The sequence below is a fragment of the Prevotella sp. E9-3 genome (assembly GCF_022024015.1).
GTDB lineage: Bacteria > Bacteroidota > Bacteroidia > Bacteroidales > Bacteroidaceae > Prevotella.
Window position 1 is genome coordinate 1,091,838 of record NZ_CP091786.1, and the last position, 25,543, is coordinate 1,117,380.

The window sequence follows — 25,543 nt, forward strand, 5'->3', positions numbered from 1 at the left end:
AAAAGCATGAAAAAGCCCTGACAAGCGTTGAAAGAGGCGCAATGCTTGTCAGGGCCTATAGGATGTTCTTGCGACTACTCCTGTTCTTTCGAAGCAAGATAGTTCGTCTGATAGTCTTTCGGTAATGAACCGTACTTCGCCTTAAAGCATTTGGCAAAGTAACTGCTACTGGTGAAACCAACACGCTCGGCAACTTCGGTGATGCGATCGCCTTTGCGAAGGTAAACGGCAGACTGCTCCAGGCGGCGTTCTTTCAGATACTCAATGGGAGTCATGTCGGTGAGGGCTTTAACCTTGCGGTAGAAACTACTGCGACTCATGTTCATCTGCTCGGCCAGAATATCAATCGAGAAATCTTCATCGCGCATATTCTCATCGACCATCTGCTTCAGGCGCTCCAGGAACAGCATGTCCTGCTGGTTCATTCCTAAGTCGTTGTTCTCTTCGGTAGCGTTGAAACCGTCAATGTTTCTCATGCGCTCATAGAATTGCTGGCGCATGCGTAGCAGACTCATCACCTGCAGGTACAACTGTTTAGAAGAGAACGGCTTCTCCAGATAGATGTCGGCACCACTCTGCATGCCTTCCAATTTAGCCTCGACACTTGTCTTGGCAGTAAGCAGGATAACGGGGATGTGCGAGTAATTGATGTCTTCTTTTACACGGCGGCATAATTCGGTACCGTCCATATTGGGCATCATGACATCGCTCACTATCACATCGATATCGTATTTTTGTAGCATCTTCAGCGCTTCCTTGCCATCGCGGGCTTTCACTATATGGAAATACGACTTCATGGCATCACTGGCCATTTGCAACAGCTCTTCATTGTCTTCTACCAGAAGAATACGATAGTCTCTCTTTCCATATACACCGTCGTCTTCAGTAGAATTATCCACTATGGTAGCCTCTTGAAGTGAGTTGGCCTCGCTGTGGTCTGTGATGGGCTGGTTGTCGGTGTTGGTGATGGGCAAGATCAGTTGGAAGTTACTTCCTCCGCCAACGGAATCGCTCACCTTCAGGTCACCATGATGGGCTTGTGCCAGCATCTTTGCGTAGGACAAACCAAGGCCTGTTCCTAAGGTGGATGCCACATCATCGTTGCCTATCTGATAGTAAAGATCAAAAATCTTTTCGCGCTCTCCTACAGGAACACCGGGACCGTCATCAATCACCGATATACACAATGCATCGAGTGAAGTCTGTTCCAAGCGGATGATAATCTCAGACTTGGCATATTTCGTAGCATTACTTACGAGGTTCATCATCACTTTCTGAACCTTGTCGATGTCCAGTGTAGTGGTGATGGGCTGTTCAGGCAACTGTAGCTGAATGTGCTTGTTCTGAACTTCCATGGCGTCGGAAAACTGTTCGTAAACATGGGTAAGCAAATTGCCTACATTACAAGCAACCATATTAATCTGCATGTGACCGTTCTCTGCCTTTTGGAAATCAAGCAACTGGTTGGTAATGCCCAGCAGGTAGTTCATGTTTCGGCGTATGGCAGCTATATGCTTGTTGTTGCCTATCTCGTCGCTGATGGTTTCCAATGGCAGGCTCATCAGCGTAAGTGGCGTACGGATTTCGTGAACCAGATTGATAAAGAAACGAATTTTTGATTCGAAGTTGTTCTTCTCCTGTTCGGCCTGATACTCCTTCATACGGCGGTTGTAACGACGGCGCAGTTTTTCAGAATAGCGGCGCTGACCCATGAAGAGTATGGCGGCAATTAACAGGAAATAGAAGAAGTAGGCCGTATTTGTGCGATACCAAGGTGGAAGAATGGTGATCTGCAGGCGGGCATACTGCTCTGTATTTGTGTTGCCTGCCTCACGCAGTACGAATACGTATGAGCCGGGAGGAAGGTTGTTGAAGGTTGCTTCCGCATTCTTCGTGCCTTTTGCCCAGGTGTTGTCAATACCTTCCATCATATATTCATAGCGCTTGTGCTTGTCGGTGCCATGATAACTGGGTTGTGAGAAATGGAGGGTAAAACTGTTGTCAGAGTAAGGAAGGGTGATATTTCCATCGTTAAGAGGCCAACGATGACTGCTGTCATCGGAAATAGCCGATTCGCTTGACTTGTAGGGAAAGGTGATGGAAACAATATAGACAGCATTCTTCTTTGACTGCATTTTTACATGGCTTGGACTGAACTGAACCAATATGTTGCTGATGCTGGCAAATAGTTCACCCGTTCTGGCAAGACAAACCGAATTGTGTGGCTTGGACATGCGGTCCATATCGTTGTGAGGTGGCAATACCTCGATATGATCGATAGAACGGTCGGCATTTAGTTTCAGCAATCCAGTCTCAATGCTAATCCAAAGATTATGGCTCATGTCTTCAGCGATGAAATAAATCTGCTGTTCCTGAATGTCAGAATTGTCGGCTCCAATATGTTCGAAACCTTGACTCTCCGCATCAAAACGACTCAATCCACTGCCACTATAGGCCACCCAAATCTTGCCATCATGATCGCAGAAGACGGTTGAGACATTGTTGCTGAGAATGGAATTTGGCTGGTTGTGATGGTAGGTGAAATTGTCAAAACTTTCACCGGGCCTTGATTCTTTGAATAGTCCGTGGTTGCTGGTGGCTGCCCATACACAACCCTGCTTGTCTTCCACAAGACAGGTGACGTGGGTCATAGAACCGATGCCGAAATACCACATGAAATTCTCGGATTTGCGCTCAAAGCGACAAAGTCCCCAACTGGTACCAACATAAATAGTACCACTCGAAGTACGCAGAATACTGGTTATCTCGTTGCTGGGTATGGTATAGGAACGATTGGCCGAATACTGATAATGGCGGGTGGCACCGGAGAGGGTGTTCAGCACAATGATACCGTCATGACGGGTGCCAATCCATAAATCACTGCCATCAATAGTCAAGGCATTGATTTCATATCGCAGGTTGGGGTAGGGGGTATATCGATGACTGACTGCATCGTAAAGGTAAAGCCCTTTTTCTGTGCCTACCCAAAGATTGCCGTTGTTTTCCTCGCAGATGGTATTGATCATGGGGGTATTGCTACCATCGGTTAGGGAGGTCAGTGTCACATCGTTGCGAGAAGCGGGCATATAGCATACACCTCCCATTTGGGTCATTACCCAGAGTGTGCTGTCTTTATCCCATAAAAGATTGTTGACTTTTGTGTCACTGAGTCCGTTGGTCTTGTTGTTTGGATTGTCAAAACGCGACAACTTGTCTTGAGAGGGATTGTATAGATAGATTCCCTGATCGGTGCCTAAGAGTAATTCTCTGCCCTTCTTCTTCATGGAGTGGATGCCAAGGTTGACACCAGAAACACGATGTACATCATTCTCTCCACGCAAAATAGTATATAGACCGCGCTCACAGCCAATGTAAAGATTGAAACCGATGAGTTCCAAACAAAGGTTGTTCTTGTCTGACTGATAGTTCAGAATAGGGTGCTCCAACATGAACTCACCTTTTTGGCTGAATAGTAGAATGTTGCCTTGTAAGGTGGCAATGAACACAGGACTGTCATCGACCGCCAGAATGTCGCTGATAAAAGCACCATGGCGACTGTCCTGGGTAAGCTGGTCTGTCTGGGTGTTGTAGATGAAAAGACCCTGACCTTGTGTGCCAATCCAGATAAGACCGTTGGAGGCGCCCACGATGTCTTGAACCGTGGCACTGATGGTGACCCCGTATGCAGTCTTTTTGTCGAAGCGACTGAAACTGTTGGTGGCTCGGTGGTAAACATAAAGGCCAAAAGAACCGCCAAACCAGATGTCGTCTCCGTTTTCGTAAAGAGCCGTGATGGTGTTGTTCTCGAAACTGGAGTTCTCTTCTACCATGTTACGGAATATCTGGTTCTGGGTACCGTCAAAGCAGTTCAAACCATTGTTGGTGCCTAACCACATGAATCCGTAACGGTCGCGAAGACCGCAGAGAACGTCGTTGTCACTGAGTCCATCGGCTGCTGTGTATTGATAAAAAGCAACAGATTGTGCTTTCAGCATGCCAATGACCATTACATATATATATAATAATGTAAAGAAACGTTGTTTTTTCATGCCGTCAAAGTTAAGCATTTCGTTTTATTCGACAATTCTAGCTTCTGTTAAAATTTACTTCAAAATGGCTGTTTTATCAGTTTTTTCTCATTTTCGAACGATTATTATCCCTTTTTTGCCTGTTTATGATGTAATTTTGCAGATAACTAAACACCTTATTATGCATAAAATGATATCAAAAGTCTTTGGACTGTCCTTATTTTTTGCTGCCTGCACTGTCAATGCGCAGACACAATATAGCAATCCTGTCATAGATGAGAGTCTTCCTGATCCTACTATTATCAAGGCGCCAGATGGATATTTCTATCTGTATGCTACTGAGAATATTCGGAATGTGCCCATCTATCGTTCGAACGATTTGGTGACCTGGCGCTATATGGGAACAGCTTTTACCAATCAGACACGCCCGCAGATGGTGCCAAATGGTAATATCTGGGCACCTGACATCAATATGATTGGTGATAAGTATGTGATGTACTACTCTAAGTCTGCTTGGGGCGGTGAATGGGAATGTGGCATTGGCGTTGCTACTGCCACTAAGCCTCAGGGACCTTTTACTGATGAAGGAAAATTGTTTATTTCGAGCGAGATTGGCGTGCAGAACAGTATCGATCCTTTCTATATTGAAGAAGAGGACGGAAGCAAGTATCTGTTCTGGGGCAGTTTCCGCGGAATCTATGGTATTCAGCTGAGTGATGACGGCTTGAGCGTGAAACAAGGAGCCGAGAAAGTGCAGATAGCAGGAACACTGACCGAGGGCACTTACATCTACAAGCGCAATGGTTATTATTACCTGATAGGTTCGGCCGGAACCTGTTGTGATGGTTTGAACAGTACTTACCGTCTGGTGGTGGCCCGTAGTGAGAATCTGTTGGGCCCTTATGTTGACAAGCAAGGAAAACCTGCTCTTGAAAATAACTTCTCGCCTTTGTTGCAGAAAAGTAATAAAGTGGTGGGCCCAGGCCATAATTCTGAGATTGTTCAAGACGATGCCGGACAGTACTGGGTGCTCTATCACGGTTTTGATGCTGCTGATCCTGATGGCGGCCGTAAGGTTTATATGGATAAGATTACCTGGGGTAATGATGGATGGCCTCAGATTCGTAATCGTATTCCTTCAGTAATCTCGGATGTACCCTTGTTTGGTGAGGCTGCAGATGTGAAGAAGGTAAGCGGTGTGAACCAGTCGGCAGAGGTAAAGGCTGTTTACAACCTGATGGGAATTACTACCTCCGAACAGAAAGGTCAGTGCCTGTCAATTGTGCAGTTTATGGATGGAACGGCGCGAAAAATAGCCCAAAAATAGTGAATTGGTTAGATTTTATCCTTTTCTGAAAAGTTTTTGCTATTATTTTTAGTCAATAAAATGTACTTTTGTGCCGTAAAAACCATTTCTATTAATTAGAATTCAATCAATTTTACAACTATTTTAATAACTAAAAGCTTATGAAAAAGAAACTTTTACTTTTTGCAGGACTTCTGTTGTCTGCCGGTTTGCAGGCCCAGGAGTGGCAAAACAATGAGCTGCCTACAGTGGCAACTGACTTCTATTTCTACAATGTAGCTACTGGTAAGTGGCTGCAGAACAACAACTTCGTGGCTGAGGACTGGACAACTCGTGCTCAGGTAGGCCCTTACGGATTGGATATTGAAGTGATTCCCCTTCCCGAAGGTGGCTATCAGCTGAATCCAAAGTTTGGTCACAACCATAGTATTAATGGTGCGGATGATTTGTTTTATTTGGATACAAACCGTGAGGTGACTTCATGGACAATTCAGAAAAAGGAGAACGGAAACTATAGGATTTTTAGTGGTACTGAGGAATCTGGTAATTTCTTAAATACTAATGATGAAGGTTACCTTGATAGCTTCGGTTTTGACGAAGACTGGATTCTCGTTACCAAAGAGCAGCGTCTGGCCGACCTGGCAACTGCTACCAAGCAGAATCCTAAGGATGCAACATGGCTGATTGGCGGTCACGACTTTGCCAACCAGGACGAGCGTAACAACTGGGATATGATTCAGGAAGGTGATGGTAATGCTGTACAGGGCGGTGACGGAATTGTTCATGCAAACCGCTGCTGGGAATGCTGGAAGAAGACAAACTTCAAACTGTCTAAAACCATTACAGGTATCCCCAATGGTACCTATCAGTTCCAACTTCAGGGATTCTATCGTGACGGCAGCGAGAGCGGTATTGCTGCAAAGCGTGATGCCGGTGAAGAGGAAATACGCGCCACCTATTATATTAATGACGTGACCCGTAAGTTCAAGTCAATCCTTGATAGTGAGGTTACAGAATATGATGAGCAGTCGTATGCTATTCCTTATAATGGCATTTACTATCCTGGCAACTCTGATGGCCACCAGGGTGAATGGTGGGGTAATGCCCACAACCGTGCCTCTAACTGCTTCTTCAAGGGTGGTTACTGGAACGATCCTGTAGAGGTTATCGTAAGTGATGGAACACTGACCATCGGTATGCAGAAGGTAGGCGGTGGCGACGATGACTGGTTGCTGTTCGACTCTTTCAAGCTGACTTATCTTGGTCCGGAGATTGACCTCGGCCCAGTGTTGGCTAACCTGAAAGAGGCTGTTGAGACTGCTGAGGCTTACCAAGGTTTAGAGGTGAAAGCTCTCACCGATGCTATCGCTACTGCAAAGGGTCTGCTGGAAGGTACGGATGCTGCTGCTATCAAGAATGCTACCATGGCATTGCGTGATGCTCTTTCTGCTGCACAGCTCTACACCAATCTGATGAAGGAGGTTGAGGAATTTGATGGTGTATCTACCGACTTCTTTACTACTGCTGTTAATGATGCAAAGACTGCTGCTGAGACCCTGACTGACGTAGCCGAATTTAACGAGGTTCTGAAGGCTCTTCGTAAGGCTATCGATGACGTTCGTAGCGTTCAGGATCCATTGAAGTTTATTGCCGCTACTATCAAGTTTGCTGAGTGGGATAATGTAGATGCTGAGATTATCAACAATGCAAAGGCAGTGTTGGAACACGCTGACTCTGCTGTTGTAATCCGTAACGCTCTGAACGCTCTGCGCGTTGCTCGTAAGATTCAGAATGCTGACAAGCATGCTGACGTATTTGCTGGTGCTGAACCTGCTGATGGTGACTTCTATATTTACAACGTTGGTCAGAAGCGCTTCCTCTGCGGTGGCGGTGACTGGGGCGCACACGCTTTTGTTGGCTTCCCCGGTGTGAAAGTAACCCTGATTGCTGGTACTGAATATCCTGAAGGTCAAGATCCATTCAATGGCTTCAAGATTGATACACACCTGAACAATGGTGGTGAAAACGAATATCTGAACTATGGTGGCTATATGGATACCGGCGCCCAGAACCTCTGGGAGTTTGTTCCCGTAGAAGGAAAAACTGGTGTGTATGTAATTGCACGTGCTAATGGTGAGTCAAATGCTGAAACTGGCGAGCGTATGCTGCTGGGCTATCGTCCTGGAACCTATGGTAATATTGATACCGATATGTATGGTGTTGCTGATGCAAACAACCAGTGGAAACTCGTTACCGAGGAAGAGCGTGACGAACTGCTGAAGAAGGCAACCGTAGAGAATCCTCAGGATGCTACTTATAAGATCGCTTCACCAAACTTCAGCCAGCGTGAAGATATCTCTGGATGGGTTAGCCAGTATGGTACAGGTTCTGTATGGGGCCGTGGCGAGAATCGCTCTGATTTTGCTTTCGAGTGCTGGAATGCTGAATCATTTGACTTGAGTCAGTCTCTCTTTGATTTGTTGCCAGGTTGGTATAGCGTTACTGTTCAGGGCTACTATCGTGATGGTGACCACTGGGATCAGATTCGTCATGAGGCTGCTGGTGATGAACGTGCACAGGCTGCTGTCTTGGTCGATTTTGCAACTGAAACTGAAGTTGCTCTGCCAAATATCCTTGATGAAGCAGATAAGGCTCCTGGTCTGGGAGACCGTCGTACAACTCGCAATCTGATTGAAAAGATTGATCCTGAAACCGGCGAACCTGTTCTTGATGAGAATTTGAATCCTGTGATGATTGAGGATCCAGAGGGTGAACAACTCTATGCAGGCGAGTTCCCCTATGATATTCCACAGGCTTGTGAATACTTCCAGAATGGTCTCTACAAAACTCACCTGCTGACAGAAGTTGGTGCAGGCGGTGACCTGATGATTCTCGTTCAGAAGTTACGTGCTCAAGACCGCGACTGGGTGGTTCTCGATAACTTCCGTCTGACATACTACGGTACTGAGAAACCTTCTGATGACCAAGTTGGCGTAAAGGATGTGAAGAATGCTGTGGCTAACACCATCAAGATTTATAACCTCCAGGGCCAGCAGGTGAAGAACGCCGCTAAGGGCTTCTATATCATCAATGGTAAGAAGTATATCAAGAAATAAACTTAACTTAACTTAGTATCAATTGCCTCCGGCGCTCTTCAATAGAACGTCGGGGGCGTTTTTTATGTTTAAAATACGTGCTTGAACGTATTTTGTTGTTTTTTGCATAATTTCTACTACCTTTTTTTTCTTAATTGTCGTAATTTTGCAATGTATTTATACGATTACTAAAAACCAATTAATCAATAGGAATTATGAAAGTAAGAAAATTGTTTGCCCTCGCAGTGGCTGTTTTCGTTTCAGGAACGATGGCTGCTCAGACAACAGAATTTTTTGTGCCCTACAAGACAAGCGACTTGCGCTTGCCTTCGGTGCCTCTGCTTGTGAATGACCCGTATTTTTCATTCTGGTCACCCTTTGATAAGCTGACTGATGGTACAACCCGTCACTGGACTGACCAGGAGAAACCTATCGACGGTCTGCTACGCGTAGATGGAAAAAGCTATCGATGGATGGGGAATGGTCAGAGTTTTCTGTTGGACCCTATCGCACCTATGTCTGATGCTGGCGATTCATGGACTGGTAGAGTAAATTATACCACGCAAAGCAACGAGAACTGGACTGCCCGCACTTTCAACGATAGCAGTTGGAAACAAGAAAAGGCCGCTTGGGGTACACCGGGGGAATATCCTAATGTGAACAATTCGTGGACTGCTGAGAATAGTGACATTTATGTTCGTCGTAAGGTGACACTTACTGCCGATGATTTACAGAAAGATCTGTGGATTCAGTTCTCACACGATGATATCTTCGACCTATATATTAATGGAACGAAGATTATCGGAACGCCCGAAACTTGGATTCAGGGTGAAACTCATCAATTGACAACTGAGGAAAAGAGTAAGTTGATTGTTGGCGAAAATGTGATTGCTGCTCACTGTCACAATACCTCGGGTGGCGCTTATGTTGACTTTGGACTGTTCGAGAATGTATATCAGTCGAGCGGAAATGTGACCTTTGCTACTCAGAAGAGTGTTGACGTGATGGCCACTTCTACCTATTATACTTTCACTTGTGGTCCTGTGGAACTTGATGTGGTATTTACTGCACCAATGATTATCACTGATCTCGATTTGCTCTCTACACCTATTAACTATATCTCTTATCAGGTGCGTTCAACCGATGGTCAGGAGCATGATGTACAGTTCTATGTGGCTACTACTCCACGTCTCACCGTCAACGAACCTGCTCAGGCTGTTGATGCCAGCATCGTAACAGAGAAAGGCGTGAAATATGCCAAGGCTGGTTCAACAGCTCAGAATATCTTGGGTAGAGCTGGTGACTTGATTTCAATTGACTGGGGCTATCTCTACCTATCGTCAAAGAATGGTGAGGTGAGCGTTGCACCTACGGCTTATACAGAGTCAACGTTCGTCTCAACAGGTTCACTGCCTGCTTATGCAGGTGAAGTGAAGGGTGAGACTCCCTGCTACATGACAACGCTGTCGTATGTACACAACTTCGGTTCTACCTCTCAGGCTTCAAGCTATATGATGGTGGGGTATGATGAAATTCAGGATATCCAGTATTTCAAGAAAAACTATAAGGGTTATTGGGCTCGCAATGGAAAGACGATCTTCCAGGCTTTCGACGAACTGAGCAATGACTACACTACTATCATGGAGCGTTGCCGTGAGCAGGATAAGACCATCTACGATGACGGTTTGGCTGCTGGTAATGTGAAGTATGCCGAATTGCTTGCTGGTTCTTATCGCCAGGTGATGGCTGCTCACAAACTGTTCCAGGATGATGGTGGCCGACTTCTCTACTTCTCTAAAGAGAACAACTCTAACGGTTGCGTGAATACCGTTGACCTTACTTATCCTTCTGCTCCGCTTTTCCTGCTCTATAATACTGATTTGCAGAAAGGCATGATGACTTCTATCTTTGAATATCAGCGTACCGGTAAGTGGAATAAAGACTGGGCAGCACATGACCTGGGTACATATCCCCATGCCAACGGACAGGTGTATGGCGGTGATATGCCTCTTGAGGAAAGTGGTAATATGATTACCTTGGCATACATGATTACAAAGATTGATGGAAATACAGATTGGGTGAAACCCTATTGGAGCATTATTACCCGTTGGGTGAACTACTTGGTGAATAATGGTCAGGATCCTGACACTCAGCTTTGTACCGATGACTTCGCTGGTCACTGGGCACACAATGCCAACCTCTCAATCAAGGCTATCATGGGCGTGGCTGCTTATGCTGAACTGGCCAAGCTGATGGGGCGCAGTGATATGTACACCCGATATATGGATATTGCCAAAAAGATGGCTCAGATATGGGAAATTGACGCCCGTGATGGTGATCACTACAAACTTGCCTTTGACCGTGGAGGCAGCTGGAGCCAGAAGTATAATCTGGTATGGGACAAGATGTGGGGTATCAACATCTTCCCCAAGCAGGTTCGCGAACGTGAAATGAAGTTCTATCTCACTAAACAGAATACTTGGGGATTGCCACTTGACAACCGTGAGCAATATACTAAGAGCGACTGGCTCATCTGGACAGCTTCAATGGCTGACGATACTGACACATTCCTGAAATTTAGCGACCGCCTGTGGAAGTGGGTGAATGAGACTACCGACCGTGTACCTCTCTGTGACTGGTATTGGACAGACAGCAAGCACATGCGCGGATTCCGTGCACGTTCAGTGATTGGAGGACATTGGATGAAAGTGCTGATGGATAAGTATGCTCCAAAGCCTTCTGCCGAAACAAGTTGGGCTCCTCAGGGTTACAAGATTAAGACTAAGTGGGCTGCTGAGGTGAATCCACAGAACCCACTTCCTGAATATCCCCGTCCGCAATTAGTTCGCAGTGATTGGCAGAACCTGAATGGCTTGTGGGATTATGCAATCACACCTCAGACTCAGCGTAGCATTCCTACTTCGTTTGAAGGAAAGATTTTGGTTCCATTCCCTGTTGAGTCAAGTCTCTCTGGCGTTGGACGTATGCTCGATAAGAACAACTATCTTTGGTACCAGCGCGAGTTTACTATTCCCGAAGGATGGGCTGGCCGTAATATTAAGCTGAACTTTGGTGCTGTTGACTATACTGCCCGTGTTTATGTGAATGGTACACTGGTGGGTACACACACAGGTGGCTTCGGTTCTTTCTCATTCGATATCACCAAATATCTGACAGAAGGAAGCAATACGTTGACTGTGATGGCGATTGACAATACTGATGAGGCTACTCAACCTCTCGGTAAGCAGCGTTTCAATCCCGGAGGTGCCGGCAGCATCTGGTACAATCAGGTGTCTGGTATCTGGCAGACTGTTTGGCTTGAGCCTGTGAATGCTCAGTCTATCAGCGATGTGGTTACTACTTCTGATGTTGACAAGAAACAACTTACTGTCAATGTGAAAGCAACCGATACTGGTGCTCAGGCTAAGGTGGTTTTGAAACTTGCAGGTGAGACCGTTGCTGAAGGCAGCGCTGCTGCTGGCGAGAATATCACACTTGATGTGCCTAACGCTAAACTTTGGAGCCCCGCTAATCCTACACTATATGATTTGGAAGTTAGTCTGTTGAGTGGCGGTCAGGAAGTTGACCATGTGAAGAGCTATGCTGCTATGCGCAAGATCTCTAAGCGGCAGCTGCCTAATGGCGAATGGCGCCTGCAGCTGAACAACCGTGATTTGTTCCAGTTCGGTCCTCTTGATCAGGGATATTGGCCTGACGGACTGTACACCGCTCCTACTGACGAGGCTCTTCTCTACGATGTTCAGAAGACAAAGGATTGGGGCTTCAACATGATTCGTAAGCACATGAAGGTTGAACCGGCACGCTGGTACTACCACTGTGACCGTCTGGGTATCCTCGTATGGCAGGATATGCCCGCACTGGGTCGTAGCGATGAAGGCTGGGCTCCCCGTGACTGGAGCACCAAGAATGGTTCTCAGCCTACTGCTGTGGTGAATGCTTTCAAGAACCAGTGGAAGGAAATTATGGAACAGCACTTGAGCGCTCCCTGTATCGTGGTTTGGACTCCGTTCAACGAGAGCTGGGGACAGTTCAAGACTGCCGAGATCGTTGACTATACACGCAGTATCGACAATACTCGCCTGATTAATCCTGCCAGTGGCGGTAACCACTATCAGGGCGTAGGCGATTTCATTGACCTGCACGATTATGACCGTCCTCCCCACATCTATCTCTACGAAGCTAACCGTCCTGTTGTGTTGGGCGAATATGGTGGTCTTGGCCGTCATATTGAAGGCCACCGCTGGTATGAGGCAGGTGCTACCACTTATGTGAATTATAGCACTGAGAAGGAACTCACCGATGCCTATATCTCTACTACTGAAGCTGTTATCTCTATGGCTAAGGACGCTAAGGCTAATGACGATGGTAACGCAGCCTTCTGTGCTGCTGTTTACACTCAGACAACCGATGTTGAAACTGAGGTGAATGGTCTGATGACATACGACCGTGAGGTGATTAAGGTTACTGAAGATCGTGTTCGTGAGGTGAACACACGTTTGAGCAATATCTATGGCGATGAGTCGGCAATCCATGACCAGCGCTATTCAGCTCAGCAAGTTCAGCCTGTTATCTATAATGTATCTGGTATGCAGATAGATAGTATCTCGCGTGGTTTGAACATCGTTCACAACAGCGATGGTAGCGTCAGCAAGATTTACTGTAAGAAATAATAATCTTTTAGATATGAAATCAAGCATATTAATGATCACCACGGCTGCCTTCATGGCAGCCTGTGGCGTTAAAAACACTCAGCAAGTCGAAGCCCAAAAAGAGGAAGGTTTCGGTCAGGCGTACATTCAGATGACGGCCGATACAACTATTCATGTGGGACAGTCGAAACGTCCTGCTGTAGAAGACCGTCTGTTCCGTTCGCAGGTCATCGACCAGCAGATCGAGAAAGTGAAACAGACGCTCAGTGGAAATCCATATCTGGCATGGATGTTTGAGAACTGTTTCCCCAACACGCTTGAAACGACAGTTCACTACAGCGTGATTGATGGTGACGATGACACCTTCGTATATACCGGAGATATCGCTGCTATGTGGCTACGTGATTCAGGCGCACAGGTATGGCCTTATGTGCAATTTGCTAATGATGACCCTGAACTGGCTAAGGTTATCCGTGGCGTTATCTTGCGTCAGCTGAAGAGCATCAATCTCGATCCTTATGCAAATGCGTTCTATCAGGATCCTGAGAAAGTGGGAGAGTGGAAAAGCGATCAGACTGATATGAAGCCTGGTGTGCACGAGCGTAAATACGAGATTGACTCTGAGTGTTATCCTATTCGTTTGGCTTATGAATATTGGAAGGTAACCGGCGATGCTACAATCTTTGGTGAGCAGTGGCTGAAGGCTGTTGATAATATTCTTTCTGTGTTCCGTGAACAGCAGCATAAGGAAGGAACGGGCAGTTACCATTTCAAGCGTAATACCGACCGACAGTTTGATACTGTAGGATGGGACGGTAAGGGTCATCCTGTGAAGCCTGTCGGTTTGATTGCCTCTTTCTTCCGTCCCAGCGATGACGCTACGGTGTTCCCATTCCTGGTTCCTTCAAACTTCATGGCAGTGACAGCACTTCGCAAGGCTGCTGAGATTCTCACAACAGTCAATCACGATGCCAATCGTGCTAATCAGTGCTCTTCTTTGGCTGCCGAGGTGGAGCAGGCCTTAAAGCAATATGCTGTAGTGAACCATCCTAAGTATGGAAAAATCTATGCCTATGAGGTTGATGGATTCGGCAGTGCTCTATTGATGGATGATGCCAACGTGCCTTCATTGTTGGCTATGGGTTATCTGGGTGATGTTCCTATGAATGATCCTATCTATCAGAATACTCGTCGTTTCGTGTGGTCTGAAGATAATCCTGCTTTCTTCCGCGGTAAGGCCGGCGAGGGTATTGGCGGTCCTCATGTTGGTCAGGATATGCCTTGGCCTATGAGTATCATGATGCTCGCCTTCACCAGTCAGGATGATGCTGAGATTAAACACTGCATTGAAATGTTGATGAGTACTGATGCTGGTACTGGCTTTATTCATGAGTCGTTCCATAAGGACGACGCAAAGAACTATACACGTCCTTGGTTTGCTTGGCAGAACACACTCTTTGGCGAGCTGATCCTGAAGCTTATTGCTGACGGAAAGGCTGATTTGCTGAACAGCTGCCAGCGCAAGATTTAAGAATCAATAGTTTATTCATATACCGGCGCCGACTTACATTCCTATGTATGTCGGCGTTTTTTACGTCAAAAAGTGTTTTTTCCTTTGAGATACTCTCGATTTTTCGTACCTTTGCCAAACCTAAAATTAAACAATCATTGACACCTATTAAATAAGTAAGTAATATTAAGGAAAGTAATGAAAAAATTATTCTTAATGCTTTTGTCGGTTGTTGCCGTTTGGGATGGCTTTGCCAAAGTTGTACCTGGCAAGACCTATCGCATTGTGCCTGACACCAATCAGACAAAATCTCTCTTCGTAAAGGATGCTTCTTTCAAATTGAATGCTCCTGTTGTGTTGTGGACAGAAACATGTGTGCCTGCTCAGCAATGGGATGTCGTAGCTGGAACTAATGGAAGTGTTATATTGAGGAATGTTTATACTGGTGGCTGTTTGACAGCTTCTGATCATGGTGACCTCATTGTGACAGACCAGCAGGCACAATGGACGTTGGAAGCTATTGATGCGGCAGAAAACCTATATCGCATCAAACAGCAGAATGGTTATCTGCGTAGTGCTGATACTGCTGATGGAAGTCAGCCGGCTTTAGGAAGTGCTCAAGCATGGCATTTTATAGAGGTAACAGCTGAACGTGAGTTTACTGCGGTGTCGCGTCAGCGTATGATTGACGGTTTCCTTTCACACTTCTTGTTGAACCGAGGTTCGGGCCGCAGCACTTTCAATAATGGTGAATGGGGTGAAGCTGAAACGATGGAGACAATTCTCGATGCTTACGAGGGTACTGGCGAACGCCGACTGCTGGATGTGTTTGAGGATTGTTATGCTAATCTGAAATATAATGTAGGTGATGTTTGGACTGGTGGCGCCAAAACCGGCGACTATAAATGGTATGGCTATAATTACAATGACGATGTGATGTGGATGATTATAGCTGCCGTGAGAGGTTACCGCTTGACAGGAAAACAATTCTACCTGGACGATGCCAAAAGAAATTTCGACCTTATCTGGAAGCGTGCTTATCACGGATTTGTTGGAATGCTGCGTTGGGCTGAGCAGGAAGGCGATCATAATGGAACCAACTCGTGCATCAACGGTCCGGCTGAAGTGGCTGCCTGCTATATAGCCGAAGCAACTGGTGATGAAAGCTATTATGAGAGAGCCCGTGAATTGTATGAGAATCAGCGTAAGTATCTTTTTGTGCCAGAAACTGGTAAGGTGTTCGACTGTGTGGTATTTAATCCTGAAGACCTGACCATAAAATGGCGTAACGACTGGTCGTCAACTTATAATCAGGGAACAATGTTGGGCGCTGCTGTGCTGCTGTATAATCACTATAAAACGCCGCAGTATAAGACAGATGCCGATCGTATCGTTGATTTTGCACGACGTGAATTGTGCGATAGCCGTGGCGTAGTGAAAGTTTGTCAGAATGCCGATGGTGACTTCCAGGGATTCAAGGGAATCTTGATGCGTTATTTAGGCCTGTACGCGCGTGTATATAATAATAAGGTGTGTGAAGAACTGTTGAAAGCAAATGCTTTCCATGCCTATAATAACATGAATAGCCAGTCGTTCGGTCATTCAGCCTGGCAAACAAAAGCCGCTGAAGATATGCATTTCGGAAAAGTGGATTATTCTCGTCCTTCTTCAGCCTTTGGCGCTTCAACTGCTCTTTCAGCAGCATGTGCCGTAAAACTTGAGGCTAAGAAAAGTGGAAATCCTATTGCTGAAGGCTGGTATGCCGACCCAGAGGCTGCTGTCTTTGGAGATAAGTGTTGGGTGTTCCCTACGTATTCAGCGCCTTATGATGAACAATTACACTTCGATGCTTTTTCGTCATCTGATCTTGTAAACTGGCAGAAACATGAGAATATCCTTACCAATAAGGAAGTGAAATGGGCGCGTCGCGCTATGTGGGCACCTGCCATTATTGAAAAGGATGGCCGCTATTATTTCTTCTTCGCTGCCAATGATGTACATGAAGGAGAAGTTGGTGGTATTGGCGTAGCGGTGAGCGATCGTCCTGAAGGACCTTACAAGGATTTGCTGGGTAAACCCCTCATTCAGAAAATTGTGAATGGTGCCCAGCCTATTGACCAGTTTGTATTTCGTGACGATGATGGTCAATACTATATGTATTATGGCGGTTGGGGACACTGCAATATGGTAAAGTTAAATAATGATTTTACTGCTCTGGTTCCGTTTGAAGATGGTACCATCTATAAAGAGGTTACTCCTGAACGATATGTGGAAGGTCCTTTCATGCTGAAACGTCAGGGTAAGTACTACTTCATGTGGAGTGAAGGAGGGTGGGGCGGTCCTGACTATAGTGTCAGCTATGCCATCAGCGATTCTCCTTTCGGCCCATTCAAGCGCATTGGCAAAATTCTGCAGCAGGATGCTTCAGTTGCTACCGGAGCAGGACATCATTCAGTGATGTGTGCAGGCAATGACGAATGGTATATTGTATATCATCGCCGCCCGCTCACAGAGACAGATGCAAACCATCGGGTAACTTGTATCGACCGTTTGCAGTTTGACAAAAATGGTTTCATTCGCCCCGTGAGAATTACGAAGGAAGGCGTGCTGCCAACATCTTTTAAGTAAGTGAAAAAGTACTATAGATATCTTTTTTAACTCCAAATAATGCCTTTTTAGGTACTTTTTTTGATAAACGACCCCAATATTTTTGTTATACAACGATATTGGGGTTGATTTTGTAAATGCTTAATAATCAGTAGTCTAAGTTGTTGTATAAAATAATAGTTGTTATACAATCACGATTTAAATACCAAGTTGAAGATAAAAGCTATAATTTTGCATGCAGATAATATTCATAACTATTAGCTTAAAATCAACTTTAAAAAATGAAAAAACATTTATCAAAAATCTGCCATTGTTTGTTACCGGCAAGTGCTACACTTTTGATGTTAGCTGCTATGTTGGTCGCTTCACCGGCATTGCCCAGAGCAAGTGCTGCTGAGCAACAGTCTACAAAAGAAGCTCAGATTACGGGTATTGTTACAGACCAAGTGACTAAGGAACCGTTGATTGGTGCAACGGTAACTGTTGTTGGTACGAAGACAATGGCCGTAACCGATTTCGACGGAATGTTCCGTATCACCGTACCTAACCGTACATCTTCTGAATTGGAAGTTTCATACCTGTCATATAAGAAAAAGGTGGTGAAGGTGAATGGTGCTAAACTGTTGACCATTGAAATGGAAGAAGAAACCACAGAGTTCAGCGAAGTTGTGGTAACTGGTTATAGCAGCCAGAAGAAAGCATCTATTATTGGATCTATCGAGACCATTAAGCCTGCTGAACTGCAATTCGGTACTACACGTACATTATCTAATAACCTGGCTGGTAAGCTGAGCGGTGTGATTGGTATTCAGCGTTCAGGTGAGCCTGGTTATGATGATTCAAACTTCTGGATTCGTGGTATTTCTACCTTCTCAGGAAGCAACAACCCTCTGATTCTGATTGATGGTGTTGAACGTGACCTGAACAATGTTGATGTAGCTGAAATAGAGTCGTTCTCTGTGCTGAAAGATGCTTCTGCATCTGCCATGTATGGTGTTCGTGGTGCTAATGGTGTTATTGTTATTACCACCAAGCGTGGTAAGATTGGTGCTCCTCAGGTTCGTTTCCATGTAGAGCATTCTATCAATGAACCTACAAAATTGCCCGAATTCCTGAACGCTCCTGACTATATGACACTATTGAATGAGCTGGCTGCCCAGGACGGTATTGCACAGCCTTTCACTCAGCAGCAGATTGACCGCACTCGTTCGGGCTATGATCCTGATCTCTATCCAAATGTGAACTGGGTTGACGAAATCACCAAGGATTATGCTTATACAACCCGTGGCAATGTGGATATCAGTGGCGGTTCTGACTTCCTGCGATATTCAGTTGTGGCTTCATATTTCAATGAGACGGGTATCTTGGCTCAAGACAAGAACCTGATTTTTGATAACGCAACTGATAACCAGCAGTATAACTTGCGTACCAATATTGATATGGATGTAACAAAGACCACTCAGTTGCGTGTGAACATCGGTGGTTATCTGAACCGTTTCAAAAAGCAGCGTTGTAACACTGACGATGCATTCGGTGAAGCTTTCCGTACACTGCCTTTCGTTCATCCCGCTCGTTATAGCGATGGTTCTATTCCTAAGATTTCTAACCGTGCCAACCCTTGGGCTACCGTTACCCAGCAAGGTTATGATTTCATCACTTCTTCAAAACTGCAGACTCTGTTCAGTGTTGAGCAGGACCTGAAACAACTTGTTCCTGGTTTGAAAGTGAAAGGATTGTTCAGCTTTGACCGCTGGAACCGTAGCTCACGTGGCCGTACTGCTAATCCCGGTTCTGTATTCCCTGCTACGGGGCGTGATCCCGAAGGTAACCTGATTTATACTCAGTTTGAGACGGGTGACGAATCTCTGGGAAGCTATAACAATGGTGAATATGGTAACCCTAAGATTTCTAACCGTGCCAACCCTTGGGCTACCGTTACCCAGCAAGGTTATGATTTCATCACTTCTTCAAAACTGCAGACTCTGTTCAGTGTTGAGCAGGACCTGAAACAACTTGTTCCTGGTTTGAAAGTGAAAGGATTGTTCAGCTTTGACCGCTGGAACCGTAGCTCACGTGGCCGTACTGCTAATCCCGGTTCTGTATTCCCTGCTACGGGGCGTGATCCCGAAGGTAACCTGATTTATACTCAGTTTGAGACGGGTGACGAATCTCTGGGAAGCTATAACAATGGTGAATATGGTAACTCACGCGTTTATTTCGAGACCGACGTGATGTACAATCAGCGTTTCGGAAAGATGGATGTTGACGCTTTGTTCCTTTACAACCAGCAGGCTTACGACGATGGTAGTTATCAGGACTATCGTAAGCAAGGTATTGCCGGTCGTCTGTCTGGTACTTGGGACAACCGCTATGTGGCTGAGTTCAACTTCGGTTACAACGGTTCAGAAAACTTCGCTAAAGGCAAGCGCTTCGGTTTCTTCCCCTCGTTTGCCATCGGTTGGCTGCTGAGCGAGGAGCACTTCATGGAGCCTCTGAAGGACACCTTCAGCAAAATCAAGTTCCGTGCCAGCATCGGTCAGGCCGGTGACGACAATATCGGCGGCCGCCGCTTCGCCTACCTCGGCACCCTTCTGACCAAATATCCGGACGATGGTGTAGAAAACTATCGCTGGGGTACCACCGGGCAGCGCTACTATACCGGCATCACCGAGGGTGATATCGGCGTGGAGAATCTGACATGGGAGACCGTGACGAAGAAGAACTTCGGCGTGGAACTGGGCCTGTGGTCGATGCTCGACATCAACTTCGACCTGTTCCAGGAGAAACGTAAAGACATTTTCATGGAGCGTCGCATCATTCCTACTCAGAGCGGTTTCGTAAAGGCTCCTTGGGCTAACTTCGGTAAAGTAACCAATAAGGGTTTTGAGGTAACACTCAACTTCCACAAGCAGTGGAACAAGGACTGGTTCACTTCAGCTTACGGAAACTATACCTATGCTAAGAACCGTGTAGATGAGCGTGACGAGCCAGAAGCTCTGAAAGGCACACACCGTGCTATGACTGGCCGTTCTATGAACGAGCTTTGGGGTCTTACCGCTGAGCGTCTGTTCATGCCTTCTGATTTCAATGAAGACGGAACTTTAAAGGATGGTATTCCTTCTCAGGAAGGCGTTGGTGGTCTTACTCTCCATCCTGGTGATATTAAGTATGTTGACGTGAATGGTGACGGTGTTATCACTGAGGAAGACGAAGGCTATATCGGTGGCACTGAAGATCCTCGTATCGTATATGGTTTCGGTGGCGTAGTTAGCTATAAGAACATCGACGTGAACTTCTTCTTCCAGGGATCAGCTGATATGTATCGTATCATTGGTCAGCAGCCTTACTTCCTCCCTGGTGGCGGTACTACAACCGAAGGTAATGCTTACTCTTATAATATTGATGACCGCTGGACAGAGCAGAACCAGGATCCTTACGCTTTCTGGCCTCGTCTGAGCTATGGTCCTAATGTGAACAACTACCGTCGTTCTACTTGGTGGAAGAAGGATATGAGCTTCCTGCGTCTGAAGACTGTTGAAGTTGGCTACACCCTGCCAAAGGATTGGCTCTCATCTCTCTATGTGAAGAGCTGCCGTGTATTCGTGAGCGGAAACAACTTGGTTTGCTTCTCTAAGTTCAAACTGTGGGATCCTGAGCTTGGTACCAATGATGGTCTGAAGTACCCGATGAACCGTTCAGTAATGTTCGGCATTGATGTGAATTTCTAATATTGATAACTGAATATTATAAGCATTATGAAACATATTAAAATTTCAACATATATGGCGGCCGCTCTGATGAGCGTATCTGTTGCCACCACATCGTGCTCAGACTACCTTGACAAAGAGCCCGATACCGAGCTCACCACCGATATGGTGTTTGAGAACCGCGATAAGGTTTATTCATGGCTGAGCTATGTCTATAACATTATTCATAAGCCCGATAAGTGGTCGCTCACTGCCGATGGCTATGAAATCTTTGCCGACGATATCACTGCTTCTAAACGTTGGGAACAGTGGGACTGGAGTGGAGTGATTCCTAAGATTCACGGTCAGTGGACTATCAACTCTACATGGGGTGGTAATCTTTGGCACATGATGCCTCGTTATATCCGTCATGCCTATATCTTCCGTGATAAAGTCAAGGCTATGCCCGATCATGATCTTCCTCAGTCGGAAATCGACAATATGAAGAACGAAATCAAGTTCCTCTGTGCGTATGCCTGGTGGCAGATGGCCGAGAACTATGGCGGTATTCCCTTTACTCCCGACTATATTGCTCCTACTGATTTCGAAATCGACGATTTGATGGTAGGACAGGCAAAATTCGACGATGTGGTAAACTATTGTGATAAGGAGATGTACGATGCTGCCATGGCTCTTCCCGCAGTCTATGACGATCCTTCAAAGTATGGTCGTATTAACCGTATCATGGCTCTCACCGTTCGTGCTCGCATGTTGCTTTTTGCTGCCAGTCCGCTGGTGAATGGCAATACCATGTATGCTGATTATAAGAATAACAAGGGCGAGCAGATTTTCAATCAGGTCTATGATCACAATAAGTGGATTAAGGCTGCTGAAGCTTGCAAACTTTGTATTGATGAAGCAGAAAATGCTGGTTATGAGCTCTACGTTGAAAAGAATGCTGCCGGTGGCATCGATCCTTTCATGTCAACCTACAATGTTCACATCAAGCGTTGGAGCGAGGGCAACCGTGAGATTACCTTCCCTGTAACCAAAGATAACGACTACCGTGGCACTTTCCTGCGCACTACTTCCGTACGTGAATATGGTGGCGGTAATGGTTTGGGTGTTTATCAGGGATTGGTTGATGCTTTCTTCATGAGCAATGGTCTGCCTATCAGCGATCCGAACTCTGGATATCCTTCAAACCTGTTGAATAAAGCTGATAAGAATCCTGGTCTCCCGGCAACCTATACCTATTCTACATCCGATGCTTCCAACAACATTGATGATCGCTCTGCTATTACTTCTTGGGAATATGGAACTGGTAAACCCGGTGAGATTACTCCTAAGGGAACCTTCAAGATGTACTGCGACCGTGAGCCTCGTTTCTATAATGCTGTTTCTTTTCATGGCTCTTGGTTGGCTGTTGGCAAGCGTAAGTACAACTTCTTTAAGAACGGTCAAGATAATATCCAGACTTCATCACCCCACGATGCTCCTCAGAACGGCTATCTGGCACGTAAGAGTCTGAATGTACTTGACGACTACAAGACAGGTGCTGTTACCGAACGTCAGGGCTTTACCTATCGCCTTGCTTTTACCTATCTGGACTATGCTGAGGCTGTAAATAAGGCTTATGATGATGCTTCAAAGCGTCTCGATGCACTGAAATATCTGAATCGTATTCGTGAGCGTGCCGGTGTTCGTAAATATACTTTCGATGCAGTTCCTGTAAACGATCCTGACTATATTACAATTCCTAATACACAGGCTGATTTGCATAAATACATTATGATGGAGCGTCGTGTAGAGCTCTGCTGCGAGAACAACCGCTGGTATGATATCCGCCGTTATATGCTGGCTGAGAGTATTCCCGAAATGACAGGCGAGTGCTACAGTATGAACTTCCAGGGTGCCAATGCAGCCAATTTCTATAAGGCTACCGTTGCCGACACTCGTGTGTGGAGAAAGCAGTACTATTGGATGCCAATTTACATTGACGAGTACGAGAAGAATCCTAACCTGCGTGAGGCTCCTTTCTGGGTGCTTGAAACTGCTGAAGAAGAATCAGAAGGTGAAGAATAAATTAAAGTATAAGGTAAATAACTAAAGAGTATTATTGTTATGAAAGCAATACAATATATTTTGCGTGCCGGTGTAGCTTGCTTCTGTGCGGCTGTAGCACTCACTTCTTGCAACAAAGATCCAGAGTACTACGAACCAGTCAGCTATCCTGATGAGATGCATGTGGCTTGTTCTGTGACAGATATTACGCTTAACAAAGCTCAGGCTAAAGAAAATGCTATCACCTTGACATGGAGCAGTATCCATAGTCCACTTTCAGCTGATGATTCCATTTCTTATATGGTATGCTTCTATTCAGCTTCCGATAAAGAACAGAAGTCTGACTATATTGAGACAACTGAGACCACTCTCACCTTGACACATGATGAATTGAACTCTATTGTGGCTCGTTGGGTGTTGCCTGGAAATGAAATAAAGGTTACCGCTCAGGTTTTGGGCGTTGTGCACAACGAATACACTTATGTAAAACCCGAAATCTCAACAGTCGATTTCACTGTTGTTGGTTACGAGAAATATCCTCCTTACCTCTATCTTCACATTGTTGAGGATGGTACTGCTAAGCCTGAACTGAAGATGGAACAGCGTCAGCTGGGTACCGGTATCTACGAGGTAACAGTTCCTAACCTCACTATCTGTGACTATTACTTTACCACTGTTTCTCAGGCTGCTTATCCTTCTTATGAGAAGGCTGAGGACGGATCGCTGAAGTATGTTGAATCAGGTGATGCAACCAATCCTAACTATTCTATGTTCACAAATGAAGAGATTGGTAGCCGTACTTTCATTGTTGATGTGAATACTGAATACAATGACTGTCGCGTGCTCGATTTCATTCAATTGCCCACTCCCGGACAAATCTGGATTGTTGGCGATGGTACTTCTGTAGGCTGGAATCCCAACAATGCCAACGGTAAGATGGAAATGGTGGGCTCTGCCCGTGAGCCTTACATCTATGCATGGACAGGCGAATTCGTTGCTGGAAAGGAATTTAAGATTGGTTTGGGTACCGACTATAGTGGTTTGTTCTTCTTCGCTCCTGAGGCAAATCTCGATCCTCTTACTGATCACCGATTGGCTGAGCCACGTCTCCAAGATCAGGGAGGTGATATGAAGTGGGTTCCTTCTGTGTCGGGTAAATATACACTGAAGCTCTATCTGCTACGCAGCGATCTGCACACCTCATTTGAGCCTGCTGAATAAGTGAAACCAAAAAGTTATTTATGAATATTTTCAATAGAATTAGTTTGAGTATAGTCCTTGGCGTATGCACCCTTATGGGTGTGTACGCTCAAGGCGTTACTTATTCCAACCCTGTTATTAAGAAAAGCTTGCCCGATCCTTCTGTCGTTCAGGCTCCAGATGGTTATTTTTATCTGTATGCAACTGAGGATACCCATAATGTACCCATTTACAAGTCTAAAGATTTGGTAAAGTGGCGTTATGCCGGTACTGCATTTACAGATGCTACTCGTCCAATGGATTTTGTGCCAAATGGTGCAATTTGGGCTCCAGACATTAACTATGTAGATGGTAAATATATACTCTATTACTCTAAGTCAGAGTGGGGTAAGACATGGGAGTGCGGCATTGGTGTCGCAGTTTCTGATCGTCCCAATGGCGGCTTTCACGATGCAAAGAAACTGTTCATCTCTTCTGAGATGGATTTGGAAAACTGTATCGACCCCTTCTATATTGAAGATGGTGACAAGAAATATCTTTTCTTTGGTTCATTCCATGATATCTATGGTATTGAGCTTACAGAAGACGGATTGGGTATCAAAGAAGGTGCAACAAAGTTCAAGATTGCCGGAGGACTTATTGAGGCTACTATGATTGTAAAGCACGATAACTGGTTCTATCTCATCGGTTCTGCCGGTTCTTGTTGCGAAGGTGCAAATAGTACTTATCGTCTGGTAGTGGCCCGTTCACGTCGTGTTACAGGTCCTTATCTTGATCGTAATGGAAAAACAGCTATTGGTGATAATATGTCATTGATGCTTGATAAAAGCGATAAAGTATATGGTCCTGGTCACTGTTCTGAGTTTGTTACCGATGAGGCTGGACAGACCTGGGTTCTCTATCATGGCTTCCAAGCCGACAATGTTGATGCAGGTCGAGTAACTTATCTGGATCGTATTATCTGGGATGATAAAGGATGGCCTACTATTAAGAATGGCAAGCCCTCTGTATCTGCTGAGGCTCCTATCTTTGATGGCCGCTCAGGAATTAATGATCAGCGTCAGACAAAAGATAATAGCTATATGATTCTGCCTATTGATGGCAGTAACATGTATCGCATAGATAGTCCCGATGATTCACCTTTTTCATGGTCAGTTTATTCATTGAAAGGCGTGAAGCTGTCCAGCGGCCGATCTAAGGGAACTGCAATCGTTGATGCTTCATCACAAGGAAAAGGTATTTGCATAATAAAGGTAAACGGAGTTTCAGGTTCAATTAGCGAAAAGGTTGTCATGTAATAGATGGCAACCTTTTTACTATCTTTCTGTAAATGTTAAATTTGAATAATATAAAAGGTCTTTTTGTTTCAGAATCGTT

10 protein-coding genes and 1 pseudogene are annotated in these 25,543 nt (G+C 45.4%); 10 read left to right on the forward strand and 1 reads right to left on the reverse strand.

The annotated features are described in order from the left end of the window. Positions 1 to 74: 74 nt before the first annotated feature. Positions 75 to 4,049, reverse strand: coding sequence for a hybrid sensor histidine kinase/response regulator transcription factor (locus L6475_RS03870; protein WP_237822681.1), 3,975 nt, complete (start codon positions 4,047 to 4,049; stop codon positions 75 to 77). 169 nt (positions 4,050 to 4,218) lie between these two features. On the opposite strand from L6475_RS03870, the gene L6475_RS03875 reads away from it, so the two are divergent. From L6475_RS03875 to L6475_RS03920, 10 genes and pseudogenes are all read left to right on the forward strand, one after another. Next, positions 4,219 to 5,355 (forward strand): family 43 glycosylhydrolase, encoded by a 1,137-nt coding sequence (locus L6475_RS03875; RefSeq protein WP_237823995.1) that lies wholly within the window; start codon positions 4,219 to 4,221, stop codon positions 5,353 to 5,355. A 140-nt stretch (positions 5,356 to 5,495) separates the two neighbouring features. Further along, positions 5,496 to 8,450, forward strand: coding sequence for a T9SS type A sorting domain-containing protein (locus L6475_RS03880; protein ID WP_237822684.1), 2,955 nt, complete (start codon positions 5,496 to 5,498; stop codon positions 8,448 to 8,450). Between the two features lie 194 nt (positions 8,451 to 8,644). Continuing rightward, on the forward strand, positions 8,645 to 13,120 hold the full coding sequence (locus tag L6475_RS03885; protein ID WP_237822686.1) for a glutaminase domain-containing protein: 4,476 nt from the start codon (positions 8,645 to 8,647) through the stop codon (positions 13,118 to 13,120). A gap of 130 nt (positions 13,121 to 13,250) precedes the next feature. Continuing rightward, positions 13,251 to 14,630, forward strand: coding sequence for a glycoside hydrolase family 125 protein (locus tag L6475_RS03890; protein ID WP_237823998.1), 1,380 nt, complete (start codon positions 13,251 to 13,253; stop codon positions 14,628 to 14,630). Positions 14,631 to 15,290: 660 nt separating this feature from the next. After that, a pseudogene (locus L6475_RS03895) lies at positions 15,291 to 16,241 on the forward strand (glycoside hydrolase family 76 protein); the annotation flags it as partial. Next, positions 16,242 to 17,237 carry a glycoside hydrolase family 43 protein gene (locus L6475_RS03900; RefSeq protein ID WP_370641675.1) on the forward strand — a complete coding sequence of 332 codons (996 nt, stop codon included), beginning with the start codon at positions 16,242 to 16,244 and terminating at the stop codon, positions 17,235 to 17,237. Between the two features lie 320 nt (positions 17,238 to 17,557). Continuing rightward, the gene (locus L6475_RS03905; protein WP_370641676.1) at positions 17,558 to 20,944 is read left to right on the forward strand and encodes a SusC/RagA family TonB-linked outer membrane protein; all 3,387 of its coding nucleotides are present in this window, start codon (positions 17,558 to 17,560) and stop codon (positions 20,942 to 20,944) included. Positions 20,945 to 20,971: 27 nt separating this feature from the next. Then, positions 20,972 to 22,987 (forward strand): RagB/SusD family nutrient uptake outer membrane protein, encoded by a 2,016-nt coding sequence (locus tag L6475_RS03910; protein WP_237822689.1) that lies wholly within the window; start codon positions 20,972 to 20,974, stop codon positions 22,985 to 22,987. 39 nt (positions 22,988 to 23,026) lie between these two features. Beyond that, positions 23,027 to 24,187 carry a SusE domain-containing protein gene (locus L6475_RS03915; protein WP_237822691.1) on the forward strand — a complete coding sequence of 387 codons (1,161 nt, stop codon included), beginning with the start codon at positions 23,027 to 23,029 and terminating at the stop codon, positions 24,185 to 24,187. 20 nt (positions 24,188 to 24,207) lie between these two features. Next, positions 24,208 to 25,464, forward strand: a complete 1,257-nt coding sequence (locus L6475_RS03920) for a family 43 glycosylhydrolase (RefSeq protein ID WP_237822693.1) — start codon at positions 24,208 to 24,210, stop codon at positions 25,462 to 25,464. The last annotated feature ends 79 nt before the right edge of the window (positions 25,465 to 25,543 follow it).